Raw genomic sequence first — 14,855 nt, 5'->3', positions numbered from 1 at the left:
AGAAATTATGAAAAATATATTGAAAGGATCAATTATATTATTGATTATGGTTCTGGTTGTGAGTTGTTCAAAAGACAGGCTCGATCCGGCACCAAAAACAGCCTTAGGCGAATTGCAGGCTTTTGATACAAAGGACCGCATTGTTGGCCAGGTGAACGGGATGTATGCAATGATGAAAGTAGGAAACTTTATGGGCGGACGATATTTTGTTTACAATGATATCAGGGCCGATAATTTTATTCCTAAAAGTACAAATGGGGTTACAGGTTTTGCAACTTTTAGTCATACCGTAGTAAACTCGACCAATGAAGTTCAAAATTTATGGGGTGCAGTATATGCTGCCGTAAATGCCATTAATATTTTCATTGAAGGTTTAGATGCAAATTGGGATTCAGGAAAACTTACCGGGATCATTACCGAGGCTGAGTATAAAGGATATAAAGCTGAAGCATTGACTTTAAGAGCAATTTCCTACTTCTCGATGTTACAGTTGTATGCTCAGCCATACAATAAAAACGCTGGTAGCAGTCTTGGGCTTCCATTACGAATCACTGCTTATAAAACCGGTGATGGTAATGATATGGCACGTAGTTCTGTAGCTGAAGTGTATACTCAAATTTTGGCTGATCTTAATGCTGCTGAAGCTTCTGCTGTCGCCAATTATTCAACACCGCTATTGAATACTACACGGGTTCATAAAAATACCATCATAGCCTATAAAACCCGAGTTTATTTACATATGAACGATTTTGCCAAGGTTCAAACCGAAGCTGCAAAAATGGTTTCCGCAAGTGCTCCGTTTGTTGCATCTGCAGGAGTAGCCAATGGGCTGAACCCAACTTTTGCCGGAATCTGGGCAAGTCCTTATACAACTAAGGAATCCATTTTTTCAATGCCCTTTACTGCAACGAATCAACCCGGTACCCAAAACGCATTAGGGCATTATTATCATCCGTCATCCAGTGAATCGCATTATTTAGAAGTGACCGGAGAAGCATATACTGCCTTAGCCGCAAATGCAAATGATGCCCGTAAAGCGATATTTCAAACAGCTACTGTAAGTGGAACACTTCGTTATTTCCCCGGAAAATGGTTAGACTTTACAACTAAATCAGATTATGCCCCTGTTATCAGATATGCAGAGGTTTTGTTGAACTATGCCGAAGCTATTGTAAGAGGAAATAATGCCGTATCGCAAAAAGCAGTTGACCTGCTAAATGCCGTTCGAACCCGCTCTTATCCGGGAGGTGCTTATACATTAGCTAGTTTTGCGAATGCACAGGCATTCCAGAATGCAATAATGCTCGAACGAAGTATGGAATTTTTGGGTGAAGGAATACGCAATATGGATTTGTTAAGAACACTATCTACCATTCCTGCAAAAACCGGTGTGGCAGCCGTGGCTTCAACAAGCCCAACCTATATTTGGCCTATTCCCGAAACCGAACTGAATATTAATAAGTTAATGGTTGACAATTAGTAACATTAGAATTTAATTTTGTAAAGGCTGCCCCTCAAAAGGCAGCCTTTTTTTATAATGGCCATCGTATAACGAAATGAATTATGAGAATTTTAAACTTATTGGCAATAAAACAAGAAAAAGCATTTTATGGGGGGATAGTGCCTTGAAATCTTTAAGATGAACGCCTGCTTGCGCAGTTAGGTGCTTTGATGCTTGCTTCGGGGTTTGCAAATTTTCTCCCCTATTTATAGGGGACCTGCCTTGCCGCAGCTACTGTGTGGACACATCTTTTATAAGTTCGGCTCCTTTTATTATATAACTTAATCTTTCTAATCCCAGCTTTAATACTATGACTCCAAGTCTATTCTTGTGAATCATATCCCTTTTTCCATGCTGTTAAAATTTCATTTTGTTCATCCCGACTAGTCGGGACGAACAAAAGAAAAAGACAGAAAAAACGATGCTATCTCCCCACGATGCCACCCCACGCCCGCCGTTTTTTCAGGCCTACGCTCCATAATCTTATTAAATGTACAACTCAAAACTTGTGGGTACACGGTAGCTTGCCGCAGGAAGGGATGTCAGTCGAATGACTGACAGAGGGGTGAAATAATGAAAATTCTGTTTTCAGCTTTTTGCTGAAATAAAGTTGGCGAAATCTGCCTGCCGTAGGTAGGTACTCCGATGCTTGCGTCATCAATAAAAAGAATTTCCAAATTGACACCTCGATAGCTTGCTGTCAGACAGTTCATCGCTTTTTTTCAGTCATTTTATCCCTTTTTGTTTTTGTTTCGCATATTTTTATATATTTATGGGCAAATAAATTTTTTTTGTTATTTAATAATTGAAACCTTATTTGGTTTTGGCTTAAAATAATGATGGATTATTAACAAAAATTCGGGATATGTTGTAACAATCATTATTTATAAGGGTGACAATTAGTAATAAATAAGGTTTCCCAAGTATTAGATACTTGCTAATTTCCCGTCAATTCTGAACATAAGCATATTTCGATTAGAGTATAAAGAAAATTGGAAAATTTTGCAGTTATTTGTACGTGCAAAATTCTCGTATATTTATGCCATATTTGCTAAGATATATTTAACACAAATCAATTAATAACAAAAATTAATGCCTATGATGAAACCCATTTCGAATAATCAATTTCTTAAGTTTAAGAAGTTGAATTCTTTTCGAGAACTCTTTAAAAGAATGTTTAACTACGAAACCTTTTAATTAATAAAAATTTATATTTATGAAACGATTTACAATTATTGTATTATTCCTGTTCCTGGGTATGCATTTCGCATTTGCTCAGGGTAGAACTATCACCGGTAAGGTGACTAGTGCAGCGGATGGTTCTACAATACCTGGTGTTCAGGTCGTTGTTAAAGGAACCACCATTGGTGTAACAACCGACATAAACGGAACATATAGCTTAAATGTTCCCCAATCTGCAACCATTCTTGAATTTTCATTCATTGGGATGGTAAAACGAGAAATAACCATCGGCAATCAAACAACAATTAATGTTGTAATGGAGGATGATTTGTTTCTTCTGGGTGAAGTTATTGTAGTTGGTTATGGAACCAAAGGTAAAAACGAAATCACCGGTTCAACCGTTCAGATTGCCGGAGATCAACTTGCGCAAATTCCTGTAACTTCAGTTGACCAAGCCCTACAAGGTAAAGTGGCCGGTTTAACCATTTCTACTACTTCAGGTACTCCCGGATCTACCCAGGATATCCGGATCAGGGGGGTTGGTTCACTTACGGCAGGTAATGAACCTTTATTTGTTATTGATGGGGTTCCTGTTGTAAATGATAACTTTTCCGGATCATCTGCAAGAACTTCATTAAGTGCGCTTGCTTCTTTGAACAGTTCAGATATTGAATCTTTAACCGTTTTGAAAGATGCTTCTGCAACTTCAGCTTATGGAGCCCGTGGATCTAATGGGGTAATTGTAATTACCACCAAAAGAGGTAAGTCAGGTAAAACACAATTTGCTTTTAATTCTACTTACGGTTTTCAAAATGAAGCAGTTGATGGTAGGTTGGCTTTAACAGGTGCTCAGCGTGAAGAATTAATGCTGGATGCACTTTTTAATACTTACGGCCCAACTGCCGGTTTTACCAGAGATGGTGCGCTTAATTATTACCTGGCCAATACCGGCAGGGATAATGGTAAACTAAAAGCATGGATCGATGCAGGGAGACCTGTAGCTAATTGGAACGACGTAACCGATAATAAAGATGCACCGGTATTGAACCTTTCATTATCTGCAACAGGTGGAGATGATGTATCGTCTTTCTACACTTCTTTTAGTTATTTGAAACAAGAAGCAACTGTTATCAATCAGGAATTTGAAAGAATGACCGGTACTTTAAATTTTAACAGAAACTTCAGAAAAAACGTTAAATTCTCTACAAATGTGAATGTTTCAAACACACATCAAACCGGATTCCTTGAAGGTAGTGCATATTTTGCCAATCCTCGTGCCGGAGCATTCTTCTTTTCACCATGGATTCAGCCTTATGATGAAAACGGTGAACCCAACTTAAATACAGCCGGTTCAAACTATAATTTTCTGTATTTAGCAGAACATGACGTAACCTATAATGATTTAACACGTGCGATTTCAAACACAACTCTTGAATGGGAAATCATCAAAGATTTGAAATTCTCTTCCCGAGTCAGCATGGACTATAACCTTGCTCATCATAAAAACTATCAAAACAAAAACTATGGAGATTCAGAGCCGGAAAATGGTACCTCTTATGCTTCTATCGAAAGAAACTTTAATTCGGTAATACAAAATTCATTCGATTATCAATGGATATATAAGGACAACCATCGCTTTTCATTTAAAGCGTTAATGGAGTATCAAAAGAATAAAAGCCATTGGTTGTGGGGATACGGTGAAAACGTACCTACCGATGGATTGACCAATATCGACAATACCAGTGCCAACAAAGATGCCGGATCTAGTTTTGACGACTGGATGAACTTATCTTATTTAGGCATGGTTAACTATAACTATTTAGGCCGATATATTGCCGACTTTACATTCAGACGTGAGGGTTCATCAAGATTTTCTCCGGATTTACGTTTTGGTAGTTTCTGGTCAGCAGGTGCCGCATGGAATATGAGTCAGGAAAACTTCCTTTCTGATATGGATTGGATCAGCAATTTAAGAATTAGGGCATCTTATGGTGTAAGCGGTAGTTCTGCGATTGGAATTAACGGATACCAGGCTTTATTAGCGTATGATGCTAACTATGATGATAATGGAGCCGTTTACCCGAGCCAGTACGGAAACATTAATCTAACATGGGAGAAAAATAAAAACTATGATTTAGGTATTGATTTTGGATTCTTCGATAATAAGGTTAATGGATCTTTTGCTTACTTCCACAAGAAAACTTATGACTTATTGCAAAATGTACCATTGTCGCGTACAACCGGTCACAATTCAATAACACAAAATATTGGTGCCATGATTAACAAAGGAGTCGAATTCATTGTTAATGTGGAACTTGTTCGTTCAACTGATTTAAATGTTAGTGCTACCTTTAATATTGGTACCGTTGATAATGAGGTTACTGAGTTGGCTTTGGATGGAAATGGTGAAGAAATTAATATTTCAACTGCTACCCGAAGAATTGCTACGGGTCATGTTATGAACGAATGGTACATGAAAAAATGGGCCGGAGTTGATCCTGCTAATGGTTTTCCGCTTTGGTACCTGAATGGTGTTGACGGTGCTACTACCAGTGTTTACGCAGAGGCTCTGGCTACATGGCAAGGTAAGAGTGCAATTCCAACTCATTCAGGAGGTTTTGGTGCCCATGTTGATTATAAAGGATTCTTCTTAGATGCAAATATGTCATTCTCGGGAGGAAACCAGGTTTTTGAAGACTGGTCACGTTATATGCACAATGCAGGAACTTTAGTTACCTACAATTATAATGGTGTTCAGGATTTGATGGAAAGATGGCAAAAACCAGGTGACATCACTAATGTTCCAAGAATGTCGTGGGATAACGGAAAACTTGCTTCAAATACATCAACCCGATTCTTATATGATGGAGATTATATGAGGTTAAAAGATATCGTTTTTGGGTATGATTTCCCGGAAACAATAATCTCTAAGTTCAAGATTTCAGGATTGAGGGCCTATGTTAGAGGAACCAATTTATGGACCTGGGTAAAAGATAAAGATTTAAAATATGACCCTGAAGTTCAGGCTTCTGGTTTCACAGGATTGACCACTCCTCCTATTAAATCTATTGTTTTTGGTTTAAACGTAAAATTTTAAAAGATGATGAAAAAATTTATATATACAATAATAGCGATTGCCTTTCTGGGCAGTCTGTCATCTTGTGGCAAAGATGCACTTGATCCTACTTTAGCACAGGAAAAAGACGTTGCTACCAGTATAAATACTGCTGATGATTTACAGGGTATTTTACTTGGTGCATATAACCGAATCACCACTACTGCTTACTATGGCAGAGATGTGATTATTATTGGTACAATTCGTGCAGACGAATCATTCTCTGATGCAAACTCCGGTAGATTTCAACCTGAAACCGAAATGGATATGCTTATTACAAGCGCAACTGTTGGTGATACATGGGCGCAAATTTATAGGGTAATTGCATCCGCAAATATTATAATTGGTATAGACGTAGCTAATATTACAGGCGATGCAGCCAAAATCAACCACATCATCGGACAAGCTTATGCCTTAAGGGCACTAGGTCATTTTGATCTTTTGAGGATTTATGGTCAGCAGCATGTTACAGGTGGTAATGGCGTAGGTATTCCTTATATCAAAACCTATAAAGGAGGCCCTGAATCTTTACTTCCAACCAGAAATACTGTAGTAGAATGTAAACAGTTTATTATGGAGGATTTGGCTACTGCCGCATCTATGATGACTAATAGTTTAAACAATCCTTCAAAACAATATATGACAACTTATGGAGCCAAAGCTTTGGCAGCCCGAGTAGCATTATATTTTGAAGATTGGGCAACTGCAAAAACCCTAGCCAACGAAGTTATTACTTCTGGTGCCTATTCAATTTGCCCGGCAAATCAATATGCTGCTTTCTGGAGAACAGATGGTGGTGTTAATTCAATTTTTGAATTAGCTTACAGTGGTACAGATAACAATAACATCAATGGTTTATCACAAATTTTCCGTGGTAATGCTTATGGTGACATCCGTGCTTTACCTGAACTCCTTGACATTTTTGATGACAATGATGTTAGAGGTGGCAGAGTTGGCGGAAAAGCCATGATCGACTGGGATCCGGATCCAACAAAAGCTTTCAAATTAAGGAACATGGGTAAATATCCATCAGCTGATTATTCAGATAATATTCCTTTAATTCGCTACGAAGAGGTAATTTTAATTTATGCTGAAGCAGCTCTTGAAACAGGTGATGCAGGTACTGCGTTAACTTACCTAAATATGTTGACTTCAAGGAGAAATGCAAATGCTTTTACTGTAGCAAATAAAGCAAATATTTTGCTTGAGAGAAAAAGAGAATTTGTTTTCGAAGGATTTAGATTCGATGATCTTGCTCGTACTCATTCAAGCATTCCTTTGATTAGTACTCTTCAAAAACATGGCGGACCTGCATACGGAAGTTATAAATATGCATTCCCTATTCCACAAGCAGAAATGTTAGCTAACTCCAATATGGTTCAAAACGTTGGTTTTACTAACTAAAGTTAATTGAATTTACAAGTAAAAACCCCCTCGCCAAAAGCGAGGGGGTTTTTTTATTACTTAAAAATTGCTTAAAATTTGTTTTTTCAAAATATTATTGTAAATTTGACCACATGGTTAAACAACATGGTTAAATTACTTGGTTAAGTATTGTTTATGGAAAAAGATATCAATGAAACAACAGAAAGCCATATTCTTAATGTGGCTCACGAGGTCTTTTTAAAAAAAGGATTAGATGGAACAAGGATGCAAGAGATTGCTGATGAAGCTGGAATAAATAAATCCCTTTTACATTACTATTACAGAACAAAGCAAAAATTATTTGAGAAGGTATTTAAGGCAGCATTTAAACACTTCTTTCCCATCGTCCAGGCAAATATAATAGCCGATATTCCTTTATTTGAGAAAATTAAAATCTTTGTAGAAACTTATTACACCATCCTTCAAAAGAATCCATACATTCCTGCCTTTGTGATCCATGAATTAAATCGAAACTCTGCGAATGTAACAGAAGTATTTAAATCTATTTTTCAGGAAAATAATTTGGAGGTTGACCTGATGTTTGATGAATTAAACAGGCAAATACAAGTAGAAGTGGAAAAAGGTAAAATCATTTCAATTGACGCCAGGCAATTGATCGTAAATATTCTTGCATTATGTATTTTTCCCTTTGTTGCCAAACCAATAATTAAAGGAATATTGCTGGAAAATAACGAAATAAAATATAAAGCGTTTATTGAGGAAAGAAAAAGTGCAGTTAGTCAGTTTATAATTAATGCAATATCAGTATGATAAAGAAAATAATGATATGGTTCATCGTAATTTGGCCAGGATTTTTGTTATCTCAGAATACGCCAAGTGTGAACCTGAATCAATGTTTAACCAATGCTTCAGTAAATTATCCTTTAGCGAATCAAAAGCAATTATTGATCGCGGCTAACAATCTTAAACTTCAAAATATTAAAACAGGATTTTTGCCGCAATTTATGCTAAACGGGCAGGTTTCATATCAATCAGATGTAACCAGCTTACCAATTAGTATACCGGGTATGAATATCCCTGAAACAAGTAAAGATTGGTATAAATTAAATGTTGATATTTCGCAACTAATCTATGATGGCGGTGCTTTAAACAAACAAAAAGAATTTGAACAAGCCAATACTGACATTGAAGTTCAAAACATCGAAATAGCATTGTATAAGGTTAAGGAGCTGGTTCAAACTGCCTATTTTAATATCATTCTGCTTAACGAAAACAAAAAGGCCATTTTGCTGCTGCAAAACGAATTGGGAGAGAAATTAAACACCATCATATCTGCTGTCGAGAATGGGGTAATGTTGGCTTCAAACAGGGATAATTTAATGGCAGAGTTGCTTAAAATTGAACAAAATATTTTTGAGCTGGACTTGGGTATTGAGTCGTCAATAAAAAACCTGAATATTTTAACCGGACTTCAGTTAACGGTAAATGACGAATTTATAATTCCTGAAACCAAAATTGTTTCAGATGAGGATAAAATACGCCCGGAATTGGCACTTTTCGACCTGCAAATATCAAAAATCAGTCTGCTTAAAGAAATGACAAGTTTAAGAAGAAAACCAATGGTTTTAGGGTTTGGGCAAGCAGGATTTGGGCGTCCGGCTTTGAATATGTTATCAAATGATTTTGAGCCCTATTTTGTTGTGGGTGCTAAATTGAGCTGGAAAATATTGGATTGGGGAAAAACAAAAAATGAGCTTAAAACACTGGATATCCAGTCGCAAATGGTTAACAGTAATAAAGAAGTTTTTGATACCAATCTGGAATTGTTGTTGATCAAAAAGCAAAGTGAAATACAACGATTGGAAAGCTTGATATTGAAAGACAATCAAATTGTAAATTTGAAAAGAAATGTTGCCAGAGCATCGTCATCGCAATTTGACAATGGTTTAATAACATCAACCGAATATTTATTGGAAAAAAATGCTGAAACCAAAGCAATCATGAGCCTTCAGCTACATCAGGTTCAATTAAGTTATGCGAAAATCGATTATGAATACACAATGGGTAAACTCAATTAGCTTAAAATATATTTCTTATCAGAATATAAAATAATTAAGGATGAAATAGCCATGAGAAATAAAATTGCACATAAAACGTGAATGTTTATTTCATGGCGTATTCTCCCGATTAATCGGGACAAGCTATGTGACCGATTTAATATTATAAAAAATAAACACATGAAAAATAAATTAATAATTATCGCCACACTCTCATTCCTCATTTCCTGCGCTACAGATAAGGATCAATCAGATGCTTTCGGTAATTTTGAAGTTACTGAGGTGATCATATCCGCTCAGGCCAATGGCAGGCTCTTGCAATTAAATTTAGAGGAAGGACAATCGATTATTTCCAATACTGTTGTTGGATTTATTGATTCAATAGGTTTGGTACTAAAGAAAGAACAAATTGACGAAACAATAAATACCGTGGCCTCAAAGCTTAATAATTTTGATGCTCAAATTAATGTTCAGGAGCAATTAAAACTAAATGCACTTAAGGATCAGGTCAGAATTGAACAAATGTTCAAAGAATCGGCAGCTACTCAAAAGCAATTGGATGATATTAACGGAAACCTGAAAGTTTTGGACAAGCAAATACTGTCCATTCGATCACAACGTAAAAGTGTGATGAGCGAAATTGAATCATTGAAAAAGCAACGCGACCAGGTTTCGGAGAGTATTTCCAATTGTCAAATAATTAATCCAATAAGTGGAACGGTATTGACTAAAATTGCTGAAGAGGGAGAAATTACTTCCTTCGGAAAACCATTATATAAAATTGCTGATTTGAATGAATTGCAATTAAAAGTTTATATTAGTGGTAACCAATTAGCAGAAGTTAAATTAGGACAAGAGGTCCTGGTACTTATCGACGATGGTAATGATTACAAACAATTGAATGGAAAGGTGAGCTGGATTTCATCAAAAGCTGAGTTTACACCCAAAACCATTCAAACTAAAGAAGAAAGAGTTAATTTAGTGTATGCAATGAAGGTGAACGTCGCAAACGACGGCACTTTAAAAATTGGGATGCCTGGAGAAATCAGGTTTAAAACTATTATTAATCAATAAAAACCTAATCATGAAAAAAACGAGAATTATCTTAATGTTATTTGCAACTGTTTTGTTTGCAATATCAAATGTTGTTGCTCAAAATGTAAGTGCTGATGCAGTAATTGGAACTTGGCTTAATGAAGATGAAGATGCACATATTGAAGTTACAAAAGTGGATAATAAATTTTTCGGCAAAGTTATTTGGATCAAAGACAATATTGATCCTGAAACCGGTATGGAGAAGTTGGATAAACTTAACCCTGATGAAAGCCTGAGAAGCAGACCACGTTTAGGACTGGAAATACTGACAAATTTTGTTTTTGATGGTAAAGAGAGTTGGGAAGATGGTAAAATTTACGATCCAAAAACCGGTAAAACATACAGCTGTTATATGAAATTTGTCGAAAAAGATAAATTAAAAATCAGGGGATTTATAGGTGTAACTCTTTTAGGAAAAACGACCTATTGGACGAGGGTAAAATAACATTACCAAAATATTGATTGATTAAATGAGCGCGTTGTCAGTAGTTGTAGAAAATTTAGTTCGGAAGTATGATAAAGTAGTCGCACTCGAAGGAATAAATGTCTCGGTAAAAAAGGGTGAATTGTTTGGATTTATCGGACCCGATGGGGCAGGCAAAACTTCCTTATTTCGAATACTGACAACGCTCTTGATCCCCAACTCCGGTTATGCTACCGTAGAAGGATTTGATGTAGTTAAAGATTACAAAAAAATCCGCAATATTATTGGTTATATGCCGGGCAGGTTTTCTTTATATCAGGATCTTTCTGTTGAAGAAAACCTCAATTTTTTTGCCAGTATTTTTAATACCACTCCAAAACAAAATTATCACCTCATCAAGGATATTTATCAGCAAATTGAACCATTTAAGGATCGTCCTGCCGGAAAACTTTCGGGTGGGATGAAGCAAAAATTAGCCCTTTCGTGTGCATTGATTCATAAGCCAGAAGTATTGTTTTTAGATGAACCAACTACGGGTGTAGATGCTGTTTCAAGAAAGGAATTTTGGGAAATGCTGAAAAACCTGCAAAATTTTGGAATTAGCATCGTTGTGTCAACCCCTTATATGGATGAAGCAAGTTTGTGCGATCGGGTTGCGCTGATGCAAAATGGTAAAATAATGGAGATCGATACGCCTAAAAATATTCGATCAGAATATCCTTACCAGATTGCTGCAGTTCGGACTGACAATATGTACGATATCATCAATCATCTGCATGAAAATAAAAAAGTAGTTTCAGCATTCAGGTTTGGAGATAATATCCATATTTCTTATAACAAAGGTGAACTAGAGGAACAGGAAATTAAAACATTTCTTGAAAATAAAGGTCATCAAATTATCAGACTAAATATGGTTGAGGCAGATATTGAGGATTGTTTTATGGCATTTATGAACGAAATTAAACATGGCGACATCTAAAGAAATCATTATTTCTGTAAAAAATCTTGTTAAGAAATTTGGTCATTTCGTTGCGAATGATGACTTAAATTTTGAGGTTTATAAGGGTGAAATATTTGGTTTTTTAGGGGCTAACGGAGCAGGAAAAACAACAGCGATTAAAATTTTATGCGGATTGTCGGCGCCAACTTCAGGAGATATTCAGGTTGCCGGCTTCGACGTTTATTCGGAAACCAATAAAATCAAACGCAATATTGGATACATGAGCCAAAAATTTTCCTTATACGAAGACCTGACCATTGCAGAAAACTTTCGCTTTTATGGGGGTATTTATGGCCTAAACAAAAAGCAGATTCAGGATAAAACAAAATTACTTCTCGTTAGATTGAATCTGGCCGATGAAGGAAACAAAATTATAAGCTCCATCCCTTTGGGTTGGAAGCAAAAGTTAGCATTTTCAGTGGCCATCATGCATGATCCTAAAATTGTTTTTTTAGATGAACCCACAGGTGGTGTTGATCCTATTACACGTCGGCAATTTTGGGAATTAATTTATGAAACGGCACATCAGGGAACAACGGTGTTTGTTACCACACATTATATGGATGAAGCTGAATACTGCGATCGTGTTTCAATCATGGTAGATGGGAAAATAAGTGCATTGGACACTCCACAAAATTTAAAAAATAAGTATCAAGCCAAATCAATGGATGAGGTTTTTATAAAGTTGGCAAGAAAATAATCAGATGAAATTATTCAGATCGTTTGTACAAAAGGAGTTTTATCACATTTTCAGGGATGTCAGAACCTTGCTGATTCTTTTTGGTTTACCTATTGCCCTGATCCTAATTTTCGGGTATGTAGTTACAAGCGAAATAAAAAATGCCAAAATTGCGATTTTAGATCATTCAAAAGACGAAATAACAACCGAAATAACCAATAAAATTTTGTCATCAGGGTATTTTATTTTAAAAGAAAATTTGAATACCGAAAAACAAATTGAAGAGATTTTTAAAAAAGGAGAAGTTCGTGAAGTCATCATTTTTGAACCTAATTTTTCTGCAAACCTTAGTAAAACAGGACAAGCAAATATCCAGATTATTACGGATGCTTCAGATGCAAATACGGCTAATCTGATATTAAATTATACACGGGCCATCATTCAGGATTATGCTTTGAGCTTAAATAAGGGGCCTAATCTAAATATCAAGGTTATTCCGCAAACCCGTATGTTGTATAATGAGGAATTAAAAGGAGTTTATATGTTTGTTCCCGGCACCATGGCATTAATTCTGTTGTTGGTTTCAGCCATGATGACTTCCATTTCTATTGCCCGGGAAAAGGAAATGGGAACCATGGAAGTAATGCTTGTGTCACCATTAAAACCCTTACAAATTATTTTAGGAAAAGTAACACCTTACTTTGTATTGTCCTTTATTAATGCAATCACAATTCTTTTATTAGGTTATTTTGTTTTTGGAATGCCTGTTAAAGGAAGCCTCATGCTGTTATTGGGAGAAAGCATGTTGTTTATTCTAATGTCATTATCATTGGGAATATTAATTTCCACCGTAAGCCCAAATCAACAGGTAGCCATGTTTATCTCCATGATGGCCTTAATGCTACCCACCATTCTTTTATCCGGCTTTATTTTTCCGATTGAAAACATGCCGGTACTTTTGCAGTGGATTAGTCATATCATGCCTGCACGATGGTTTATTGTTATCCTGAAAAATGTAATGATAAAAGGAACCGGCTTGCTCTTTGTATGGAAAGAGAGCCTTATCCTGATTGGAATGACTTTCATTTTTATTAGCCTGAGTGTGAAAAAGTTTAAAGTAAGACTTGAATAATGAATACGATCATTCATATTATTCGTAAGGAGTTCATCCAGATTTTCAGGAACAAAACAATGTTGCCAATCATTTTTCTGTTGCCAATTGTGCAGCTATTGATCCTTGTTTTTGCAGCAACTTTTGAAATGAAAAATATTGACATGGTTGTTGTAGATCAGGATTTATCTTCCGAATCAAGGAAATTGATTGGTAAATTTAAAGGTTCGCCCTTCTTTCAAATTCAACTGAATACTTTTTCACAAAGGGAGGCGGAAGAACTCTTAGAAGCAGATAAGGCTGATTTTATCCTGAATATCCCCGGCGGTTTTGAACATGATTTATTAAAAGAAAATACAGCGAATGTTCAATTGTTAATTAATGCCATTAATGGAACAACAGCAGGGCTTACCAATGTTTATGCCTCATCCGTAATTGCTGATTATAACAGGGATGTTATCGTCGAAAATATCAATATCAATCCTCCTTCGGCTCAATCAAATATCAATATCGAGTATTCTTTTTGGTACAATCCTGAAATGAATTATAAAATTTATATGCTTCCCGGCATCCTTGGGATTCTTATCACTTTAATAGGCATGTTTTTAACAGCCTTAAACCTTGTTCGTGAAAAAGAAATGGGAACCATAGAACAGATAAACGTAAGCCCAATCAAAAAATATCAATTTATTGTTGGAAAATTATTTCCATTTTTATGTATAGCATTATTTGAATTGGCTTTTGGATTAAGCATCGGAAAGTTGATTTTTAATATTCCAATGTTGGGCAGTTTGCCATTGCTTTTTCTATTCGCTGCTGTTTATCTTTTAGTGGCACTGGGAATTGGTCTGTTTATTTCCACCCTCTCCTCAACTCAACAACAGGTAATGTTTGTCAATTTCTTCATCATGATTGTTTTTATCATGATGAGCGGAATTTTTACCCCGACAGAAAGCATGCCTGTTTGGGCACAGAAAGTAAATATTATTAATCCCACAGCATATTTTATGCGGGTCATTCGAATGATCTTACTGAAAGGTTCAGGGTTTATTGATATATGGAAATCCTTTGCTTCCCTTTTAATTTACGCTTTTATAATTCTTGGTTTAGCTACGTGGAAGTATAGGAAAATAGCGTGATTCAGCAGTTTTGGTCACATGGTTTTAAGGCTTTTTAACAAAATTTATATCACTCATATTGTGATAATGCCTAATTTTGTCGCTTGATATTAAAACAAAATATGAAACAAGCATCCCGCATATTTAGAATACACAAGGATGTAAATATCTCAGGAAACTACTTTCG

11 protein-coding genes are annotated in these 14,855 nt (G+C 35.9%); all 11 read left to right on the top strand.

Going from position 1 to position 14,855, the window contains the following annotated elements:
* Positions 1-7: 7 nt before the first annotated feature.
* Positions 8-1,480 (top strand): RagB/SusD family nutrient uptake outer membrane protein, encoded by a 1,473-nt coding sequence (locus KKG99_14605; protein MBU1014226.1) that lies wholly within the window; start codon positions 8-10, stop codon positions 1,478-1,480.
* A 1,237-nt stretch (positions 1,481-2,717) separates the two neighbouring features.
* On the top strand, positions 2,718-5,780 hold the full coding sequence (locus tag KKG99_14600; GenBank protein MBU1014225.1) for a TonB-dependent receptor: 3,063 nt from the start codon (positions 2,718-2,720) through the stop codon (positions 5,778-5,780).
* A gap of 3 nt (positions 5,781-5,783) precedes the next feature.
* Complete coding sequence (locus KKG99_14595; GenBank protein MBU1014224.1) at positions 5,784-7,202, top strand: RagB/SusD family nutrient uptake outer membrane protein; 1,419 nt, start codon at positions 5,784-5,786, stop codon at positions 7,200-7,202.
* A gap of 156 nt (positions 7,203-7,358) precedes the next feature.
* Entirely contained in the window at positions 7,359-7,994 is a 636-nt protein-coding gene (locus tag KKG99_14590; protein ID MBU1014223.1) for a TetR/AcrR family transcriptional regulator, read from the top strand.
* Complete coding sequence (locus KKG99_14585; GenBank protein MBU1014222.1) at positions 7,991-9,262, top strand: TolC family protein; 1,272 nt, start codon at positions 7,991-7,993, stop codon at positions 9,260-9,262. Before KKG99_14590 ends, KKG99_14585 begins: the two co-directional genes overlap by 4 nt.
* A 159-nt stretch (positions 9,263-9,421) precedes the next feature.
* On the top strand, positions 9,422-10,315 hold the full coding sequence (locus tag KKG99_14580) for an HlyD family efflux transporter periplasmic adaptor subunit (GenBank protein ID MBU1014221.1): 894 nt from the start codon (positions 9,422-9,424) through the stop codon (positions 10,313-10,315).
* A 10-nt stretch (positions 10,316-10,325) separates the two neighbouring features.
* Positions 10,326-10,781 carry a DUF2147 domain-containing protein gene (locus KKG99_14575; protein ID MBU1014220.1) on the top strand — a complete coding sequence of 152 codons (456 nt, stop codon included), beginning with the start codon at positions 10,326-10,328 and terminating at the stop codon, positions 10,779-10,781.
* Positions 10,782-10,806: 25 nt separating this feature from the next.
* On the top strand, positions 10,807-11,739 hold the full coding sequence (locus tag KKG99_14570) for an ABC transporter ATP-binding protein (GenBank protein ID MBU1014219.1): 933 nt from the start codon (positions 10,807-10,809) through the stop codon (positions 11,737-11,739).
* Positions 11,726-12,460, top strand: a complete 735-nt coding sequence (locus KKG99_14565) for an ABC transporter ATP-binding protein (protein ID MBU1014218.1) — start codon at positions 11,726-11,728, stop codon at positions 12,458-12,460. The genes KKG99_14570 and KKG99_14565 overlap by 14 nt, the downstream gene beginning before the upstream one ends.
* Before the next feature lie 4 nt (positions 12,461-12,464).
* Positions 12,465-13,571, top strand: coding sequence for an ABC transporter permease (locus KKG99_14560; protein ID MBU1014217.1), 1,107 nt, complete (start codon positions 12,465-12,467; stop codon positions 13,569-13,571).
* Positions 13,571-14,689: an ABC transporter permease gene (locus KKG99_14555; protein ID MBU1014216.1), complete on the top strand. Its 1,119-nt coding sequence runs from the start codon at positions 13,571-13,573 to the stop codon at positions 14,687-14,689. The genes KKG99_14560 and KKG99_14555 overlap by 1 nt, the downstream gene beginning before the upstream one ends.
* Positions 14,690-14,855: the final 166 nt, after the last annotated feature.

It is taken from the genome of Bacteroidota bacterium (assembly GCA_018816945.1).
In the GTDB taxonomy this organism is placed as follows: domain Bacteria; phylum Bacteroidota; class Bacteroidia; order Bacteroidales.
Note: the sequence above shows the minus strand (reverse complement) of the source record. Positions and strands in the feature narration are given on the sequence as shown.